This window comes from Tolypothrix bouteillei VB521301 (assembly GCF_000760695.4).
Taxonomy (GTDB): Bacteria; Cyanobacteriota; Cyanobacteriia; order Cyanobacteriales; family Nostocaceae; genus Scytonema; species Scytonema bouteillei_A.
This window is the reverse complement of the sequence record NZ_JHEG04000002.1, coordinates 418097-437492: the sequence shown is the minus strand read 5'-3', so window position 1 is coordinate 437492 and position 19396 is coordinate 418097. Positions and strand designations below refer to the sequence as shown.

Here is a 19396-nt window from a genome sequence, read left to right as displayed (position 1 = left end):
GATGCTCCTTGTTAGAATTAGCGAAAATGTTTTCAACTCAGGCACAGTCAATGACAGCTTTAGAGGAACATGACCTAAGCAAGAAAGAACTTATAGTCTAAAATTGAAGTAATAAAAGCTCGTTAGTGTTTTTGCTTCCAAATAACAGCCAACGCCTCCTACCGAAAATAGGTGAACTTTTGTCACACATCGATCGTACATTCTCTTTTTTGGTTAAAGATGAAAGTACACGTATAAGCTAGTCGTTCAATTCAAGTGACGACTCCACACACTTTTGTTTCGGAGTAAGTGGGGGGCTTTTGACGGGTTAGCTAAAATTTGCCGAAACAAAAAACGCTAAATTAATTACACGGAAATCTGAAATTGAAACCAGGGGATGGACTGTCATGTCACAGAACAATGCAACCCGATTTTTAAGTATCGTCAAACAAGATCGAGCGTTAAAGGAAAGAATCAAAGCCGCATCTGAGCCAGCAGTTTTTATTAAAATTGCTAAAGAGCGTGGCTATGACTTCACAGTGGAAGAATTGGAAAATGAGCTAAGCAAGTTGTCTGAAGAAGAGTTGGCTGCGATCGTCAATCCAGGAATAGCACCCAGACAGCACATTTATCCCAGGTAATTTTTAGTATAGGTTGGCGATCGCCTAATTCTTGCTACTTGTGCTGATAGCGCAAAGGTGTTGCTACTTTGTGATTGCACTTCAATAGTCAGGCGATCGCCCTTTTGCACTACTTTCAACCTAATTTACGGTCAAACTTCTAAATTTAGAACTTGTTCTAGAGTGTCATAACCCATTGCGGAATACTGAGGAAGGTTTTGACACAACTAACTGCTAACTCAACGCAAGAATAGCTCAGCATGAGGAAATATTAATGAAAATATCTTTCATTAATAGAGATTTTATAGTAAACTGTCACTTATAGTTGTTGAATAAAATTCTCAAGAAAGGTATTTTAAGTAAAATGGCAATTGTTTCTACGAGTTTGCTGTCCGTGAAGCATGGCTTTGCTGGCACTCCTTGGTGGGCTGGCAATTTTCGCTCAGTCAACCGCTCAGCCAACCTAACGGGTAAATTATTAAATTGACCATGAGCTTATCGATTGACAGTAGTGCTTCTTATCAAAAGCAAACGCAAATAACTACGCAATTCACTTTAGTGGAAGTAGTTTTTGGAGTGCTAGAGACTCTCCGAACTACCCAAAGATAGAGCCAATTTACCGGAGGCTTTTTGATTGATGAAATTGGTAGAGCTATCTTTGCCTATCTAGTGTTGAATAGGCTGAATACTTTAGCTGCAAGCTAATACTTCAATTTAATTGAAGATGCAGCACACAGCGCTTTGCCTTTCAATGAAGTACACCTTCTCCAACCCTCCCCGTGGCAAGGCGAAGGTGTACGTTTAGCTCTTGATGAAGATAATCACTCTAACATGACAGACCAGCGCATTAAAGTTTGCTCAGTCAACTGAAGAAAGAGTGTGGTGTGTCATGGATAGTGGTTAGTAGTGAGTGGTGAGTCCAAAGAAAGTAGGTAGTGAGACCAGTGCTGATAGCACGTGGCACCCTCATTGCCATAGGAGCGTTTTTCTCCTGTGCCCAACTGGCGTATAGTCCTGCGGGCAAAGCTTCGCATCGCGTAGTGTATCCGAAGGGCATAGGACATAGGGGACACAGGAGATACCTGAAGGGTCAGTGGTTAGTGGAAGAACGAGCAATCAACAACTAACCACTCACAATTCTTGTGATAATTTACTTGCAGGCAAATCTCATGTTTCAATCGCCCGATGTCGTTTGGTTAAATACAAGCCCTAGTTTGCAATGCTTTTCTCAGCCACTGCTATCTTATTTGTCACATCACATGACAATTGCTAGTTGGGATTACTCTCAAACTGAGGACGAAGCAAGCCCACTTTCATTTGCAGTGATGTTGTTGCATGATTATCTCCAATCTTGCACTCAACCCGTACATCTGATCGGTCATAGTACGGGAGGATTGTTAGGACTGTTTTATGCAGATCGATATCCTGAAAAAGTAAAATCTCTCACTCTATTGGCTGTAGGCGTTGATGCAGCTGTTAATTGGCACGTTCATTACTATGCTCATCTCCCATTCTCTAGTCGCCAGCAAATTCTTAGATCCATGGCTTACAACTTGTTTGGATATCATGCAGAATTTACCAATAAACGTCTAACACAAATACTAAGGCAAGATTTGAATTCCTCTCTTTCACCACACTCGCTATTTCAAAGACTTTGTGTTCCTCGGAGTTCTGTTCCTGTTCCTTTAATGGTCTGTGGAAGTTTAGACGACATCGTTGTAGAAATCGACGATCTGTGTGGATGGCAACTTTATTTGAAAGAGGGCGATCGCTTGTGGAAATGCCCAGAAGGAAAGCATTTCTTTCATTTCTTTCAACCTCAGCTTGTGGCAGAGCAAGTTCTCCATTTTTGGAAATCTTTACACCTATCAAATTCAGTGTCTAGCAGTTTAAAGATATAGAATCTAATGACACTGCATCGTTTTGGTTAATCCCCATACTTTAAGGTAGGGGATTTGAATGATCTTTAATCTGTGGGCAAATTATTTGGATCGATACCTTGAGATTGCAAATAAGCAAGCAGCCGTTCTTTTTGCTGACGCTCTTGTTCGGCGCGTTGACGCTCTTGTTCGGCGCGTTGACGCTCTTGTTCAATCACTTCCACTGCCCAAGGTAACAAATTACCTGTCCGATCCCACCACCGCAACCAATATCCAGTTCTGGCTTCTTTTGTTCCTTGCCACGTCCCTAAGTATAAACCTACTGAATCAATCCAATGACGACCATTTTCATCTGGTTGCTTTAATTCGTAGCGTCTATTTTCCAGTTGATAAAATTCTAACAACCCACCATCTGGATCAAAAATAACATACACAGGTACTTGTAAAATTTGCTCGTAAAAAAACCATTTTCCTGGTGGATAGGTTCGCTTTACCGAATACTCTTCTCCCTGCTCCTCAGATAAAAATTCCATGACGACTGCAGGTATATCCCCCTCTAAATTGGGTGTATAGCTTCTGCGTTCTCCTATCACTTGGTTGACAGAGGGAACATAAACCCAATCTGGCGCTTTCACAATCAATTGCCCGTTCACCGTCGCGCACAGACCAAAATTGGACGCAATTAACATTTGAGGTTGGATGAAATCACCGATTTCTAAACTTTCACGTAATGCACCAGCCAACAATGGCTGACCTGTGTTTTCCACTGGTTCATCCTCTAATTGAAAATCTTTGGGCAAGGCTTCCCACGATATGACCAGTTCATAAGCTAATTTGGTTTCACCAAGTTGGGTTACCATACACACCGCCTTTGGTCTGTTTGTTTCTATTTTATCTTTAGTTAGTTTTTGATGCCTACCCTAAATGTCTTTGGTTATTAATTCATGTACTGAAGCGATCGCGCTCTTGCTCTTTACCCTTCAATACTTTAGTACGTGAAGGCAGAAGTATGCTTATTAGATGGCAGAAGGAGCAAAAGCTCTTATTGTAAACTTTTTACCTGTAACTAATAGTTGCCTTATTTCCACCGATCTGTACTAGTATATCTGCCTAGTTTAATTATTTTGCTCGAGTTAGTTGACATAGATTTTCATTAGTGTTTGAATAAATTAAAGGAAAAAGTGTAAAAAGATGTTTGTAAAGCATCTTTGTAAATCCTACTGTTGAACTGTAGTTACGATGTTGCATCAAATTCCTGTGTAGGTTGTGAGTATTTCACCAATGACTATCGATTGAAATGTCCGGTACATCCTAAAAAAGCTTGTTCGCCTGAAGCAATCGGCTGTATCGACTTTGAAATGAAAACTGCTTGCTGTAATGCTGCTCGAAAAGGTCGGCGAAAGCTCTATTAGAATTCTGTCCGAGCAATTCTCGTGGAAGAGCGCAATTAATAATTTAAAGTAAAGTGTTTCTAGGATTGTGGTTGAAGGTAAGTGTATAACTAAGCCTCTAACTAAAGTAGAGATCTTTACATTGGAAAAAGTTGATTCAAGAATTGAATAAGTTTTTGTACCTCATAGTACAAGAACATTTCGCGATCGCGTATGACCTGCCAAACAACTTGTTTTTGAGTGGGTATCACTTCTATGCAAATGGGAGAGGATTTGCTCTCAGTCTGAACGAGAAATCCCACTCGTTGCAAGGCGCGTTGTGTCCATAAAGCTTCTACTCCCTCACCTATTAAATCGACCGTACCACGCACTGGTGAATTGAGATGAAACTCTCCAGAAGCAATATCAAATTCCACTCCTTCAGTGCGGAAAGTTTCGGCAAACGCACCGCTCAAAACCAAATCTTCCGGTGCGCCAACGTGCAAAGTTCCATTACTAGCAAGCAACCAAACTTTATCTGCTAAGCGTAAAGCGAGATTGAGATCGTGGGTGGATAAAAGAATTGCTTGGTGATTTTGCCAAGCAATTTGGCGCAGCAATTGCATAATTTCCACACGTCTGGGCAAATCTAAAAATGCTGTAGGTTCATCGAGTAGCATGACAACAGGTGATTGTGCTAAGGCTCGTGCGATCGCAATTTTTTGCCGTTCCCCGTCACTGAGTTCGCTAACATGACGTTGGGATAAATGTGTTGCACCTACAGATTCTATTGCCCAATTAACAATGGTTTCGTCTTGCGGTGTTAGCTTTCCCCACCAATCAGTATAAGGATAGCGTCCTAAAGCTACAAAGGTTTCAGATGATAGCATTCCTACATCTATCTTATCTGTCAGTACCAAGCTGAGACGTTTTGCTAATTCTTGCGGTGGTAATTTATAAACATTTTCTCCAAGCAATCGCACTTCCCCTTGAATAGGAGGTTGCATTCCCGCAAGTGTTCGCAGTAAGGTTGACTTACCCGCTCCATTAGGACCGAGCAAACAAACGAGTTCTCCTGTTTGAAGCGACACCGAAATATTAGATGCAACGTTTCGGAAAGTTCTTCGCGATGTTCTGTAACCAATAGTCAGGTTGTGAGTTGTGAGAATGGCATCACTCATGTGGGAAAAGATTTTTGCGAGTTGCGTTTGAGAATGACCCAGGTGACTACAGGCGTTCCTATTAAAGCAGTAATCGCATTTAATGGTAAAACTGTTTGACTTCCTGGAAGTTGGGAAATCAAATCTGCAATTAATGCTAGAATAGCACCCATTATTGTGACTGCTGGAATTAATACGCGATGATCTGAAGTGTTAAATAGACTGCGACATAGATGGGGAATTGCGACACCTAAGAAGGCGATGGGACCGCAAAAAGCAGTTATTGCTCCAGCTAAGACAGATGCACTAGTAATAATTGAAAATCTGGCTTTTTGTACTGTTAAGCCCATACTACGCGCATAGGATTCACCAAGTAACAGTGCATTGAGTGGTTTTGACAGCAAGAACGCCATCAATAAACCCAAAAGGATGACAGGAGCTAAAATAATCATTTGTGTCCAAGTCACACCCGCAAAACTTCCAAAAGTCCACATGAGGTAAGTTTGAATTCGTTCTTGGGAGCTAAAATTGAGTAAGATACTTACAATAGCGCTGGTAGCGTAGCCAAATAATAAACCTAAAATCAATAGTGTCATTGTATCGCGGACTCGGCGAGCAACAATTAACATTATCCCTAAAACTGATGCTGCACCAAGACTGGCTGATATAGCTAAACCAAAGTCACCAATTATGCCTAAATCTTTTAATAACGTTGGCGTCCCTGTAGCGGTAGCTGTGAGGACAACTAATGCGACTCCCAGACTTGCTCCAGAACTAATTCCCAGAACGAAGGGTCCGGCTAAGGGGTTTCTAAATAAGGTTTGCATTTGCAAGCCACTGATTCCTAATGCTGCACCTGCAAGAGTTGCAGTGAATGCTTTAGGTAAGCGAAATTGGAGAATGATGTTAGTCCAAGTGTTTTTTTCTGATTGCTGTTCTAGTAGGATTTTGATGATTTGATTGAGAGGGATTTGAACTGAACCAAGGGCTATGTCGAGTAGAAAGGCGAGAATGAGGATGAGGAGTAATGTGGAGAAAAGAAGCAGTCGTATGGGGAGATTTTTGGAGGTTTTTAAAAATATCATTTTAATTATTTACAATCAGACTCTAGACTTAAGCTGCTAGCATGAGTACGGAAAAGGCGAAGTCTGAATTGATTATTACATCAATTTTGCTAGAAGTACGGCGTATCTTTAATTATCAACCGGGCTACTTCTCAGCTAATACTGAGGATAAGGAGCAATGGGGATTCGTTCCTATGTCATTAATTTCTAACTCCTAATATAGCAATCCTATTTGAGATCCGAACAAGGAGAGCAACGGAGAAAAGGGAGAGGTGTTTGTAAATCCTACACGGGCTCCTACATCTACATTATTGAGTAAAGATTATCTTATTGACAATAATTACTAATTTATATAAATTGATTTAGTACAATAAAGTTATCTTTAGTCGAAAAATATTTGCAATTTTGAGAAATTTGATTTTTGCTGCTAACTCTCATTAATGCTATGCCCAACAACTTTGTTTTCGAGAAAGAAAAACTGTGGAGCCGCCGTCGGTTGCTACAAATAGGTTTGGCTGGTGGTGGTTTAACTGGTGCAGGGTTGCTGTGGCACAGCTTTAATGTACAAGGTAAGTCTACTGTCAAAGTACCGCCCTTGGAGATAAAAGCGCCTGCTAAGGAGGTTGCGAACCCGATGAAAATGATACGGGAATTTGATTATGGCACGCTCAAGCGGGAAAATGGGCGCACCATACGAGAATTTCGGTTGACTGCGGATACCTCTGTTATTCAGCTCAGTAGTGCTGTTTCTTTCAATATTTGGGATCTCAATGGTCGCATACCGGGACCAACTCTCAGAGCAAAGCAAGGCGATCGCGTCCGCGTTGTGTTCTACAATCAAGCAGGGCATTCTCACTCTTTGCATTTTCACGGTACTCACCCTGCTGATATGGATGGTATTCGCCCGGTTCGTCACGGTTCAGCAACTATTTACGAATTTGATGCAGAACCCTATGGCGTTCACCTTTACCACTGTCATGTTGAGCCAGTAACCCGTCACATTGCTAAAGGGTTGTACGGGATGTTTATCATCGATCCACCTACTCCGCGCCCCCCAGCCGATGAAATTGTACTCGTTATGGCTGGGTACGATGTGAATGATGACAACCGTAACGAGTATTACGCTTTCAACGGTTTGCCTCACTACTATATGGATTCTCCTATTCCTATATATCAAAATCAGTTAATTCGGCTCTATGTTCTCAACATCATTGAATTCGATCCCGCAGTCACTTTCCACCTCCACGCCAACTTCTTTGACGTCTACCGATTTGGAATGAGCCGAACTCCCAGTGAGAAAACTGATGTGATTACGATGGGTATTGCAGAAAGGCATATCTTAGAATTTTCCTTTCGCTATCCGGGTAAGTATATGTTTCACCCCCATCAAGATTGGATTGCAGAAAATGGCTGTATGGGATCGTTTGAAGTCATTGGGAAGAATGCATAGGTATTGGGGAATGAGGATTGGCGATTAGCAGTTGGTTTGTCAGTCCCCATTACCCCTTATCCCCAGAGGAGTACCACCTTCCTCGCTCCCCAGTACAGCATAGCGGAAATAAAGCAACGTAAGTCACAAACAAAACGCTGACAATAAAACTTTTGCGCCTTCTGCCCCAGTAGCGAGCGTTCGGGGCTGCCTTCATGTACTAGTTTCCATTCAAGCTAATTGCTACAATTGTCAACAAGAAAAGTATAATTTTTACATAAAGGTTAAAAATTCAGTAACTAGTTGATAAAAAGTTTCATTTATGGGAAATTACATAGATAAGTTTGCGCTATTCAGAACCCTGACTTTTTATAAATCGGGAATCTGACCGAGCTGACTTCTTAAAACATCCTCTAACAAGCAAAAATGAAAAAATATAAATACGTTTGTTTAGCTGTCGCAGCCGCAGCAATAGTCGCATTAAGTTCCTGTAACGGTACATCAACACAAACCACAGAAAATCCTTCACCAGCACCAGTGACTAACACAAGTTCCCAAAAGACAGAGGGAGTCAGTCATAGCGGACACGGTGGCAAAAAGCAAATCAACATTAACAATGCTATTCTCTCAGAATTGGATAAGTTTGAGGCACAGCTGGGTGTTCCCGCTCTATCACACAAAATTCAAGCAAATCGCCCCTATGCTAACCCTGAAGACTTAGTTGCTAAAAAAGTTGTCAGTCAAGAGCAATTTGACCAAATAAAAGACCAGGTGACAGTCCAGGAAATAGTACTGAGTGGTGAGGCAAAAGATGTTGATTATATGACCAAGCTAGGGTTGATGAAAGGACATCTTTTGGTAGCAAAAGAATTGTTAGATAAAAACGAACCCAAACAGGCAGAACCCCATATTGGACATCCAGTAGAAGAGATTTACGTGGATGTAGAAGACCAATTAAACGAGCGCAAAGTCAAAGAATTTAAGACAAGTTTGATAAGCTTGCAAGACTTTGTAAAAGCCAAGCCAAAAGACGCCAAAGTTAAAACTGATTTTGCCTCTTCCATGCAATCTATTGATACTGCGATCGCCGCTTTACCCGCAGAACAACGCACTCAACCCCGCTTCGTTCTACAAGTCATTAATGGGTTATTAGATGCGTCCAATTCAGAATATGGTGCGGCAATTGCAGATGGAAAAATCTCTGCAGCTATTGAGTATCAGGACTCTCGTGGCTTCGTCATCTACGCCAACGAATTGTACAAAGGGATTTCTAGCCAAATGGCAAAAGAGTATCCCCAAGAACACAAAGCAATTGAAACCAATATGACTGAACTAGTGAAAGTTTGGCCCTCTGCCATTCCACCCCTTAAACCTGTAAAATCGCCTGATGATGTTACCAAGCTAGTAAAAACCATTGAACAAAATTCCCAAAAAGTGGTTGATAGTTCTAGTACTCAAGCACAACGATAAGCTCTATCGATTTTAGATTAAAAAGCTTTGCCTTATTTAAGAGTCAATAGTTCAACATCAAAAGTAAAAACAGAATTATTGACTCATAATTCTAGACCGATAACAAATTACCAATGACAAATCACAATGAATTTTAGTGCTGCTATTCCTACTTTTGTCATTACACTCCGAGAAGGAGTAGAAGCTGCTCTTGTGGTGGGTATTGTGCTAGCTTTGCTCAAAAAAGCCAAACAATCCCGTTTCAACATTTGGGTATATGCTGGAGTTGGTGTTGGAATTGCTGTGAGTGCGTTAATAGGTGTTCTGTTTACTTGGATAATCCAAGTCGTTAGCGCACTAAATCCTCAATACTCATCTGTAGTGGAGCCACTTCTAGAAGGTATTTTTAGCATCCTCGCAATCTTCATGCTGAGTTGGATGCTTCTTTGGATGACGACACAAGCCAAATTCATGAAAGCTCAGGTTGAAGGAGCAGTCACAGGTGCTTTAAAACAAAATTCAAACACGGGTTGGGGTGTTTTTACTCTGATATTTATTGCTGTTGTACGCGAAGGTTTTGAAACTGTTCTGTTCGTTGCTGCTAATTTTCAGCAAGGACTAGTACCTGCTATCGGTGCTCTTGCTGGAATTTTAGCTGCAGTTGCAATAGGTTTGCTTTTATTTAAATGGGGGATCAAAATCAACATCCGGCAGTTTTTTCAAGTCATGGGCATTTTGTTAGTATTGATTGTTGCTGGATTAGTTGTTACAGCCTTAGACAAATTTGACCAAGCTATTGCAACCCTTTCCCTGAGCAATCGTGCTTCAGAAAGCTTGTGTTTCTATTATGAACGGTTTACTAAAATCCACTCTTGTATTCTCGGACCAATGGTTTGGAATACCTCTAATGTCCTGCCTGATGACCAGTTTCCTGGTATTATTCTTAATGCTTTATTTGGCTACACTCAGTATCTCTATTTTATACAAGCCCTCTTTTATACTATGTTTTTACTGACTGTAGGCGGTTTTTATTTCTACAGTATCAGAGGGACAAATAAGGGAAGCAGTAAAAATCAGCCAGTAGCACAGAAGAAATGATGACGAGTCATCAATGAGCGGTGATCCATAGCGAGGTATTAAACGAGCGATTACAAATGAGAGGAATTTTGAGAATGCCCGCACTCCCTACAGTACGGCAAATGTTTGTATGTGAAGTTATGACAGTTCGGGCATTCAGTATATTGATGGTAACCGCAATGCGAACAGTGAATGTCACTATGACGGATTTTTTTTGCACACTTAATACAGCGTGATTTTTGAACTCTATTTGCTGCTTGAAGTTTGGAATTAAAGATTACCTTTTGGAAAAATTTGATCAGCCCAAAACCAATCAACGGTATCAGCAATATATAAATATAACTGATAAGGAAAAGCAAGCCACCAAAAATAGCAGCAATAATATCAAAAAGAAACTGGAATAGAGCACCAAATTGTAAGAATTCAAAGATTTTGAGAATCAGAGGAATAAAAAAGATAACTAACAAATGCCAGCTAATTAACGAGATCAGCCCGTATCCTCTCGCTCCCGCAAATCTATGAACTAATAAGGCGATGAGAATCAGTGGTAGGAGAAAGATAGCTTGAAAAGCGAATTGAATGCTTGGATACCAAAAGGATGCTTGTTGATAACCTCTTTCTACCGTACTAAAGATACTTTCATCTTTCAGAAAATTTAGAAAGTTGACACTTTCTGATTTGGTAATTAGCTGATTTTTTAAATTAGAAATATCCCTGACAAGTATAGAAATTTTGTTAATATTTTGATCTAAAGTCTGCTTGGCTTTTTCAGCAGCGATTTGATTGATAGATTGTTCGCGAGGTTGCCCTGCCAGTTTTTCCAAAAGTGTAGAATCATATTGAGCGCGAATATTACGATTAGCCCGTTCGAGTGAACCGATGTTTGCTTGTTTTTGGTTAATAGTTGTTATAGTTTGTCTGTTTTCTGAGGTATAAATCTTATCTTTGTATCCAGCATAGTTCAAACAGAGTTCAGAAACTTTACCTAAATGCCCTTCTGGGATTTGCTGATAATTGCGTTGAAATGATGGAGAATTATATATTTCTGATAATGACAATTTAATAATTTCATAGTCTTTATCTCTATTGGTTTGTGTTCGATAGTTCTTCCACTCGGCATAACACGGATAAACTTGCGAAGGGTTGAGATACCATCTACTAATATCATCCAGCCCTGTAAAAACATTAATTAATATGAATATATCAACTAAAATGATGACAATCAAACTTACTTTATTTAAAGGTTCATTATTGATTGTTCTTGACCTTGTAAAAAATTGTCCTAAAAGACGGCGAATTCTAGCAAACATATTAGCGATTCAATAATTGTCATTTAACCTATTACCAATTTGAAACAAGAATGCGACAGATAGTAGGATGAAGTTCAGTCTAAGGGGGACTGTCTCAATCCAAAATCGAAAATCCAAAATGGTATGATATATTTTAATCACTAATGGCTTGCTTGTCTCGATCGCCATTGCTTGCCGATCGCCGATCAACAACGTGCTGAACGCGGTAACATAAATGTCCTATTTTCAGGAGCAAACTCACCACGAACCATAAGACAGTCATCGCCGTTGAGTTGGTGAGGAAGTGCTTGAGCCTTAACATGAAGACGATCGGGGCTGAAATAAATTTCCACATCCTCAATAGGATGGGGTATCCTGTCCACAAGAGCTTGTAGAGAGCAAACTTTTGTTCCCACCAAATCAAAAAGCTTGAGTGTGCTACCTTCTATATTCATGCATACCAGAACATCTAGATCTTCTGCATAAAATAGGGGACTGCGACTTTCAATCACACAGAAAAGTGCTTTTGCCTTCACAACTCCTAGAATGTAAGACACAGGTTCCCGTGTCTCTAAAAGTCTGTTCAACAGATTGATATCATTATCATTGTTAGTATCTAGCAATCGGAAGCCATGAGTACCACCTGTTGAATTGCACTGAGCAACGAACACGTGTTCTCTAACATAGCGGAAGCCAAAAGGTTCGTATAATTCGGGCTCAGAGGTAGTCAATACTAAAGTTTTATAATGGCGATCGCAGTAATCCAAAACTTCTTCCATCACATCTCGGTAATAACCCCGTCTCCGAAATTCAGGATGGGTAGCGACTCCGTGGATTCCTCCCACTGTCACTAGTTCCCCCATCAGAGACATCGGTATTTCCAGAACACCAACATGAGTGACAGCAAGATTCCCCTCAAAGCGCATAAACGGAGTTGAAGCCGATTCCCAAGAAGCACCGAGCCTGAGAGCGGATTCTGCTGCATCAGTAATTCCAAAACCGGGAAAAACAATCTCTAGCAAGCTAAAAAGGTGTTTGCTTAAGGTCGGATCGCTCTGAAAAGAGTGTTGAAAGCGATACTTTTTCATAGCAAAATAGATGGAATTGAGATGTTTTTACAAGATACTACGTATATTACATTATTTCACCATCATTTGGAGGAATACCCCATAGCAACCGAAGTTGATACGTACTGGGTTGGAGAGCTATAAAATTGGCGTTGCGATAGCAAGCAGACAGAAAAACAATGTCAAAGGTTAGGTATGAATTTTCCAGAGAACTTATCGCCTTCATTTCAGAAAGCGTGTAAACTCGGTTGTGGTGCATAATTTCTACTCAGTAAATATGCCAATAGACAGACAAAGATACGGGAAAAACTGGCAAGAAGTCGCGCTACAAGTGAAGACAGCAGCAGGATGGCGCTGTCAGCATTGCGGTCAGCAGTGTTTGCGCCCCGGCGAGAAACCGAAAAGTTTATCACGTTCTGAATGGACTGTGAGGACGCTCTCAGTACACCATTCAGACTTCACTCCAGAAAATAACAACCCAAAAAATCTTATCCCGTTATGCGCCCCATGCCATATTGCTTTACACAGCCGTGCTGGTAAGCGCTCCAATACTTCACCGGGACAGTTGGAGTTGCCTCTTTTTTGATGTATGAGTGGAAAAAAGATGAATACATCGGTTGGGTTCGGTCAGTCATCCTTAGCTCTAACGGTCAAATTTTTCAGAATATGGTTCGCAGCGATTTTCCGTGAACCGATCTTATCCCACATCCGGTGAAAAATCAGATCCATCGCCTGTGTCCTCAAAGAAGATTGCTATGGTAGGCTGGTTTGGAGAAAAAAATCCAGCATTTTTTTAACTTGCAAGGTAGGTCGCAATGGCACGCAAACGCCTAATTATTGAAATGGGGATGGGTATTGACCAACACGGACAAGAACCAACTGTTGCAGCCGCAAGGGCTGTGAGAAATGCGATCGCGCACAATGCCTTACCTGGAGTTTGGGAAGTTGCTGGATTGAGCGATCCCAATGAAATGATAGTTGAGGTACAAGTTGCTGTTCCCTATCCCGAACAGGTGAGAGAAGAAGAAGTTTTAGCTGTGCTACCTTTTGGGCGGAAAACACTGACAGTAGAATCTGGGGGAATGGTTGTTCAGGGCAAAGCCATTCCGATACTGAAGGACAAAAATGATGAAATGTTAATTGCAGTTGCTGCTGTAACCGTTTTGGTGGAATCAGCAAGCAGTGACCAATCCTAAAAATACGACGTTTGTAGTTGCGACGTATGCATATACGTTGCAACTGCAAACCAGGAATGTTATTTGTGTCGGCTGAAGCCCGGTATTAATCAGCTAGCAATTGAGTGCTTTCCTCCGGTTCTTCAGGATCGGGTACTTTGACATGTTCGAGAAAGCGAGACATCCATGGTAAAGCAGCAAGTATTCCCCCTAACACGATTAAAAATACAGAAATTCCAAAAATCTGGTCGCGGGGAATCTCCAGAACGCCACGTAAAATGACCTCTCGCAATGCAGAAACAATGGTAATTTCTACGGCTGCACCTACAGATATTCTCCGTTCTTGAAGGTAATCAATTAACAGGCGAAACAATTCTACTAAAATCAAAATAAACAAGATATCAGAGGTTATTTCCCGTAAATCCAAAGGATGCACTAGGGAGAAAAACATAGCTCCCAAGCGTATAAGCATTACACAGAATAAACCAAGGCAGAGAGAAATAACAATAATATCTTGAAAGAATTCTAAGTTACGTACAATCCTATCTCGCTGAAACCAATAATTTAATCCTGTCATGAGGCGTTTTGGCATGGCTGCTCCGGACAGTCTAGATTCACGCTTTCATCATAGGCAATTTAAAAATTAAAATTTCAATTAAAAATTACAAATTGAATGTTTTGAATGAATGATTGTCTGTTTATCGACAAACAACTTATAGGGACTACAATATTTGATGCTTTTTATACTAGTTAGTACTATCTAAGTGCGATCGACTCACTTTTTTCCTCCCATAATATTACTTACAACATAATGCGAACAGTGCTCATTTTATAACAAAATATAGGGGATTCAAATTAAGAATTAGAAGGCAAGCTTTGGGTAGAAGTCAAAGTTTCTGATACAGGCTTGGGGATCGCACCAGAGAAGTTCAACGAGATTTTTCAACTTGGGTTTACAACCAAAAGCGATCGCGGAAACATCGGTTTGGGATTATGGTTGACTAAACTCCAAGTAGAAGGTTTGGGCGGAGTTTTAAAATTTGACAGTTCGCCTAATAAGGGTTCGGAGTTTACAGTCACATTACAAGCACATAAATCTTAACGACAGCTATCTGTTATTAAGTGTTGAATAATTAAGTTGGACTGAAAACAGAAGCAGGGAACTGAGTAGCTTGGCAAACAACTTTAAAACTTGGAAACTGGTACGCGAATACCGGATTCAAGGGGAGGTACTTTATAGTAATTAGCTGCTTCAACAGGTTTAGATTCTTCCTCTTGCGGCTGTTTTAGTTTAGAACAGAGCTTGAGATTAGCTGCGGGATCTTTTAGAAAGTCTAGGGGATCGATATCTTTACATTTTTTCTCACGTACTAGCTTGATGGAGGTAGAAGATGGTCTTCGATTGTTAATTCGCGTATTACCTATCTGATTTTCTATAGTGGCTGGTTTGACAATCAGAAGAGAAGCTTGACCTGGTGTTGTCTGGGTCGAAACATTTTCTTCATTAGCATGGGCTGGATAAGCTATAGCGATCGCACTTACGAGCGCAAGTAAGGCTGGTAGCGGACATTTCATAATTTCATCTCCCATAACGATGCTTGCCTTACATAGCAACAGCATATAGGGCAAGCTTTCCGGTAATTTAGAAAAAGCAATAAAGCTTTCATTGTGCAAAAGATGAGCCAAGCCTAACATACTTAGAGATCTATTGCCAAAATTTAAGCAAGATTTTTTACATTTTTTTTATCAGTGGTGTGAAAGGCTTTTTATTTGAGGTGTCTGCGATCGACGCCTCTCGAGTTCCAATTACCAGGACAAAAAGCATTGCATGCATAGTTAAAAATACTCAGTCTAAAGATCGATCCCCCCATTTGCAAGGTGAATTATATTTAACTTATGACCCACCTTCATTAACTTTGTCATAAATGACAATTACTATCAGCAAAAGGAGCGATTTAAGTACTCAACTAAACCAGTCTCCTGAATCAATTACTGAGTGGATACAAAGTGATTTGCTCAAAGCAGCGAGTCAAGCAGAACTTGTTGCTGTTGAAAAATCAGATAGTTTTTTCCAAAAAAGAGGATGGGATTTCCTTGCTATCCTAACGTTTCTGCTTGTTATGAGGATTCTCAGAATTAATAGTTGGGTAGCAATTCTAGCCTGGTTAATGATAGTAGGTGCAACTCGTCAAGTAATTTCTCCTAAACCTAGAGTCAGTCAGGGTCAGCAAAATTCATCACCCCCTTCCAAGGTGATTTACAGTGTTGTTCATGCGATCGCAGGACGAATCAGATTTAACATTCCCTTGATAGCGAAAGATTTTCAATACGCGCAGCAGTTAGAAGAATTATTGACAGCAGATAACCGAGTGACAAGCATTCGTATCAATCGTAATGCAGCATCCGTAGTTGTGAATTACAACCCCAACACTACCTTAGATTCACGAATGCGATCGCACGTAGCCAGTTTAATTCAGTTCGCAAGAGATGCGATTGTAACAGAAAACTTGGCAACACTGTCAAGCGTTCGTGTTTGTTCAATAGAAGTACGACAAGCCACAGTTTCATCAGACAGTTGCTGTTTGTTAAAAAGTAAAATGGGCAAACCACTCAAAGGTGGTGCGTTAGGAGCAAGAAGTCATCGACTTTACCGACTTGGTGTATTAATTTAACAAGCCACAGTTGTACACTATCTGTAGACTTTATTAGAAAATTTTCCTAACAAAGGGAAAATAGCAGAATTCAGATTAAATCTTAGCTAATCCCAACAACCATGACATCTCTTTCCGATTCTATCCATTATCTAGCTTCTACAGAGACAGAATCTCTCAATCTTCCGTTTCCTGAAGCGGTACGTGTTGGTAATATGCTTTATCTATCTGGGGTTATTGGTAACATCCCCGGTGCGAAAGAACTGGTTCCTGGAGGAGTCACAGCCGAAACAAAGCAAACTATGGAAAATATCAAACGCGTTCTTGAAAGATATGGGTCATCTCTCAACCAAGTCGTTAAAGTAACAGTGATACTTGCAGATATAAAAGAATGGAACGCAGTGAATGAAGTTTACCTCACCTACTTTTCTAAAGACCGACTTCCTGCAAGAACCGCCTTTGAGGCTAGCAAACTGATTTTAGATGCACGAGTGGAAATGGAGTGCATAGCAGTCATTGCGTAAATTAAAAATTACCAGATAGAGAAAAAAATCACTGAATAAATAAGTAGCCAAGAGAGATCGTCACGGACTGCACAACCGTGGTGTTTGTCTCCTAGCTTATTTATTGCACTGTGAATTAACCCATGAAATTTTACCTGACAATTGCACTCACAGCAGTACTAGCTGTGAGCCCTCTTTGCGCTGTTGCAGAATCGAGCGAGGATTCATCCGGAGCAACATATCGTGGAAAGGGAAGACGCGCCCAACAACAGCACCAAGAGTTAGCTATCGCTCACTCTGCTACCATAACAACAACCCGAGTATCCACATTCAACACTTGAATTCCTTTAGACAAAGCAATCATAGGCACTTTCCAATGAGAATGACCGCAAATCACTAACAAATCATTTCCCTTAACCAGTTCAGCACGTATAGATTCATTGCCCATTAACTTAGCTTCCACGTCGTTAGGACCTTCATGCAGTACAAAAATATCCGGCGAGCGATCGAGGAGTTGTACGAGCAGTTTTCTAAAATCTTTTTCTGAACGACGAAAAGGCTTAGTTGATTTGCCGATAATACCAGAAATCCCAGCAATACGCAATCCATCAAGACAGGTGATATTACCATCTAAATAATTTATACCTTTTGCGTCCTGAAAGGCTCTAAATTCCTGTTGTGTTCTACCAAAACTATCGTGATTGCCCCCTACCCCAGCCGTCCAGCGAAAACGCTGGCGAAATGCTTGCCACACATCACGTACATCACCTACACCACCACGCTTATCTACCTTTGCGTAAAAATCTCCCGCCAAGATGATACCTGTTGATTTTAGTGAAGGAATTCTTCCCAAATCAGCCAACTTATCTAATTCTTCACTGACAAGATGACCAAGAAGGCGTTGGTTTTCTCGATCGATACCTTGCAAATCGCTCGTTGCAACAATCGCCTCCAACCCATCCGGTAGTGAGTCAACATGAGCTAATAAAACAGGTAGCGCTTTATTAACCACGCCAACCCCGTTAGGCGAGTGGGTAATAAACGGTATGTGATGAATAACTTGGTCAGATATAGAAAGGATTTGCATTGTTCATTCCGACACCCACAAATATTGTATGCTGCATTATTTCATTGCTTAACAAACTGATGTGAGTCCTATACATATTCTAAAATCTCTACACAACAAGTAATTTGTCTACAAGTTGTTACACATTTTTATAAATTTTGATTTTCCGGTCTTTATTCATTGCGGCTGTCTTGTTTGTAAGAGATTATTAAGAATCTAGTATTTATATAAAATTTTGATAAGCGATATCAGTAATATTACTGTGTTTATTTATGTGGATTCTGTAAAAACCCAAAAAATCTCTAAGTATACTGGTTTTACACAGCTTTTCTTAAGTCTTTTTTAATGCGTTCTAAGTAATTTTACGATGTTGAATCGGAGGCTAGATGTGACATCGTAACTATTACGGTAGAAAGCTCTAAGTTTTCTAATGTTTGAGTGAAGTCAGAGAAAACACAAAAACATTTCCAAACAAAGAAGCATTCATACCAAAAGTAGATTAGTCGATTGATACGTAATATAAAGTTATGAGAATTATAGGTATTCCTGGAAACTCAGAAAACTTCCAGTTTCTACCTGGAAGCTGTTCTCGCCAGTTTCTCGTTAAACAAGCTATGATTGCCTTCTTTTTTATTGGAGGACTAGTTCTGCTGAACTGGGAATTCAACATTTTACAGTTGAAGAGTACAAGCTTGGGAATACCTACATTTAAAGCAGCCACTGTTATTAGCTGTATCATGGCAGGAGCATCATTATGGCTGTGGTACAGACTTAAAGCATTGATCGGTGGAAATGGTGCGGGTAGCCTCATGGCGCGGAAACTCCTACCAATAGGGATCTTCTTACCAGTGTTAGTAAAAGGTATATGTGCGATTGGTTATCGATACTCTGTCTGTACCTTAGAAATACAATTCACCATAGAAGGTGTTTTAAATATCATGGTATTTTCAGGATTAGTTTGTTGGATTGCTTACCGTCTTAACGATTTGGATTGGCATCTTTCTCAAACGGAACAAGCACTGCAACGGCTCAATACAGAGTTAAAACAGCAAGTAGAGAAATACAGTCAATTATGTACAGCAAATACTAAGCTACAACACTTAGCTACAGAGGATCATTTAACTAAAGTTGCAAATCGCCGTCAATTCGATAAGTATCTTCACCAACAGTGGCAACAACACCAAGAAGAGCAAACACCCTTATCTTTGATTATGTGTGACATCGATCATTTTAAACTTTACAACGACTACTACGGTCATCAAGCTGGGGATGAGTGTTTGAAGCAAGTTGCTCAAGCGATCAAAGACGTTGTTCAGAGTTTCCCTTGTTTGCTCGCTCGTTATGGAGGAGAAGAACTAGCCGTAATTTTACCGAAGACAACTTCTCATGATGCGATCGCCATCGCCCAACAAATCCAATTATCCATCAGACGAGCTCAAATTGCTCACGACCGTTCTCCAATTGGTAGATATCTTACCTTAAGTATGGGAGTTGCTACTATAGTACCAAACTCAGAAAGCTTACCTGAAAATCTCATTGAACTTGCAGATGAAGCACTGTATGCCGCTAAGGAACAAGGTCGCAACAGAAACTGTTTGCTGCTGTCTTAAAATAACA

At 40.4% G+C, this 19396-nt stretch carries 21 protein-coding genes and 1 pseudogene; 12 read left to right on the top strand and 10 right to left on the bottom strand.

Translation table 11 applies throughout. The features are described from left to right. The first annotated feature begins 386 nt into the window (after positions 1-386). A complete protein-coding gene (locus HC643_RS40615) occupies positions 387-620 on the top strand; it encodes a Nif11-like leader peptide family natural product precursor (RefSeq protein ID WP_038076629.1) in 234 nt (77 codons plus the stop codon). Here HC643_RS40615 and HC643_RS42345 read toward each other — a convergent pair. Then, positions 608-739 (bottom strand): hypothetical protein, encoded by a 132-nt coding sequence (locus tag HC643_RS42345; RefSeq protein WP_272900288.1) that lies wholly within the window; start codon positions 737-739, stop codon positions 608-610. The genes HC643_RS40615 and HC643_RS42345 overlap by 13 nt on opposite strands. Positions 740-963: 224 nt before the next feature. Here HC643_RS42345 and HC643_RS42340 point away from each other — a divergent pair, with 224 nt between their 5' ends. Together HC643_RS42340 and HC643_RS40610 are read left to right on the top strand one after the other, a co-directional pair. Beyond that, positions 964-1086: a hypothetical protein gene (locus HC643_RS42340; RefSeq protein ID WP_272900287.1), complete on the top strand. Its 123-nt coding sequence runs from the start codon at positions 964-966 to the stop codon at positions 1084-1086. Positions 1087-1768: 682 nt separating this feature from the next. Continuing rightward, a complete protein-coding gene (locus tag HC643_RS40610; protein ID WP_038076632.1) occupies positions 1769-2500 on the top strand; it encodes an alpha/beta fold hydrolase in 732 nt (243 codons plus the stop codon). Positions 2501-2565: 65 nt separating this feature from the next. On the opposite strand, the gene HC643_RS40605 is transcribed toward HC643_RS40610, so the two are convergent. The 3 genes from HC643_RS40605 to HC643_RS40595 form a co-directional block, all read right to left on the bottom strand. Further along, on the bottom strand, positions 2566-3339 hold the full coding sequence (locus tag HC643_RS40605; RefSeq protein WP_038076634.1) for a Uma2 family endonuclease: 774 nt from the start codon (positions 3337-3339) through the stop codon (positions 2566-2568). A gap of 668 nt (positions 3340-4007) precedes the next feature. Further along, on the bottom strand, positions 4008-5030 hold the full coding sequence (locus HC643_RS40600) for an ABC transporter ATP-binding protein (protein WP_038076635.1): 1023 nt from the start codon (positions 5028-5030) through the stop codon (positions 4008-4010). Then, positions 5027-6094, bottom strand: coding sequence for an iron ABC transporter permease (locus HC643_RS40595; RefSeq protein WP_038076637.1), 1068 nt, complete (start codon positions 6092-6094; stop codon positions 5027-5029). Before HC643_RS40595 ends, HC643_RS40600 begins: the two co-directional genes overlap by 4 nt. A gap of 424 nt (positions 6095-6518) precedes the next feature. Between HC643_RS40595 and HC643_RS40590 the strand changes: the two genes are divergently transcribed. The 3 genes from HC643_RS40590 (at position 6519) to HC643_RS40580 (ending at position 10049) form a co-directional block, all read left to right on the top strand. Beyond that, a complete protein-coding gene (locus HC643_RS40590) occupies positions 6519-7523 on the top strand; it encodes a multicopper oxidase domain-containing protein (RefSeq protein ID WP_038076639.1) in 1005 nt (334 codons plus the stop codon). 405 nt (positions 7524-7928) lie between these two features. Further along, on the top strand, positions 7929-8972 hold the full coding sequence (locus HC643_RS40585) for a helix-hairpin-helix domain-containing protein (protein ID WP_038076652.1): 1044 nt from the start codon (positions 7929-7931) through the stop codon (positions 8970-8972). A 126-nt stretch (positions 8973-9098) separates the two neighbouring features. Continuing rightward, a complete protein-coding gene (locus HC643_RS40580; protein WP_038076654.1) occupies positions 9099-10049 on the top strand; it encodes an FTR1 family iron permease in 951 nt (316 codons plus the stop codon). A gap of 50 nt (positions 10050-10099) precedes the next feature. Here HC643_RS40580 and HC643_RS40575 read toward each other — a convergent pair whose 3' ends face one another. From HC643_RS40575 to HC643_RS40565, 3 genes are all read right to left on the bottom strand, one after another. Further along, positions 10100-11338, bottom strand: coding sequence for a membrane protein (locus HC643_RS40575; protein WP_038076657.1), 1239 nt, complete (start codon positions 11336-11338; stop codon positions 10100-10102). A 185-nt stretch (positions 11339-11523) separates the two neighbouring features. Then, positions 11524-12405 carry a GNAT family N-acetyltransferase gene (locus HC643_RS40570; protein WP_202048758.1) on the bottom strand — a complete coding sequence of 294 codons (882 nt, stop codon included), beginning with the start codon at positions 12403-12405 and terminating at the stop codon, positions 11524-11526. 46 nt (positions 12406-12451) lie between these two features. Next, entirely contained in the window at positions 12452-12643 is a 192-nt protein-coding gene (locus HC643_RS40565) for a hypothetical protein (RefSeq protein ID WP_137986447.1), read from the bottom strand. A gap of 18 nt (positions 12644-12661) precedes the next feature. On the opposite strand from HC643_RS40565, the gene HC643_RS40560 reads away from it, so the two are divergent. Continuing rightward, positions 12662-12970: an HNH endonuclease gene (locus HC643_RS40560; RefSeq protein ID WP_072040790.1), complete on the top strand. Its 309-nt coding sequence runs from the start codon at positions 12662-12664 to the stop codon at positions 12968-12970. A gap of 229 nt (positions 12971-13199) precedes the next feature. After that, positions 13200-13580, top strand: coding sequence for a Lin0512 family protein (locus HC643_RS40555; protein WP_038076659.1), 381 nt, complete (start codon positions 13200-13202; stop codon positions 13578-13580). Between the two features lie 85 nt (positions 13581-13665). Here HC643_RS40555 and HC643_RS40550 read toward each other — a convergent pair whose 3' ends face one another. Further along, positions 13666-14151 carry a phosphate-starvation-inducible PsiE family protein gene (locus tag HC643_RS40550; protein WP_038076661.1) on the bottom strand — a complete coding sequence of 162 codons (486 nt, stop codon included), beginning with the start codon at positions 14149-14151 and terminating at the stop codon, positions 13666-13668. Between the two features lie 294 nt (positions 14152-14445). Here HC643_RS40550 and HC643_RS40545 point away from each other — a divergent pair. Next, positions 14446-14661 (top strand): annotated as a pseudogene (locus tag HC643_RS40545) (sensor histidine kinase); the annotation flags it as partial. 83 nt (positions 14662-14744) lie between these two features. Here HC643_RS40545 and HC643_RS40540 read toward each other — a convergent pair. Further along, complete coding sequence (locus HC643_RS40540; protein WP_038076664.1) at positions 14745-15254, bottom strand: hypothetical protein; 510 nt, start codon at positions 15252-15254, stop codon at positions 14745-14747. Between the two features lie 230 nt (positions 15255-15484). Here HC643_RS40540 and HC643_RS40535 point away from each other — a divergent pair, with 230 nt between their 5' ends. Both HC643_RS40535 and HC643_RS40530 read left to right on the top strand, forming a co-directional pair. Continuing rightward, on the top strand, positions 15485-16231 hold the full coding sequence (locus tag HC643_RS40535) for an HMA2 domain-containing protein (protein WP_050046233.1): 747 nt from the start codon (positions 15485-15487) through the stop codon (positions 16229-16231). Positions 16232-16332: 101 nt separating this feature from the next. Continuing rightward, complete coding sequence (locus HC643_RS40530; protein ID WP_038076667.1) at positions 16333-16734, top strand: RidA family protein; 402 nt, start codon at positions 16333-16335, stop codon at positions 16732-16734. A 271-nt stretch (positions 16735-17005) separates the two neighbouring features. On the opposite strand, the gene HC643_RS40525 is transcribed toward HC643_RS40530, so the two are convergent. Further along, entirely contained in the window at positions 17006-17800 is a 795-nt protein-coding gene (locus HC643_RS40525; RefSeq protein ID WP_038076673.1) for a metallophosphoesterase family protein, read from the bottom strand. Positions 17801-18306: 506 nt separating this feature from the next. Here HC643_RS40525 and HC643_RS40520 point away from each other — a divergent pair. After that, positions 18307-19389 carry a diguanylate cyclase gene (locus tag HC643_RS40520; protein WP_167844888.1) on the top strand — a complete coding sequence of 361 codons (1083 nt, stop codon included), beginning with the start codon at positions 18307-18309 and terminating at the stop codon, positions 19387-19389. Positions 19390-19396 lie beyond the last annotated feature (7 nt).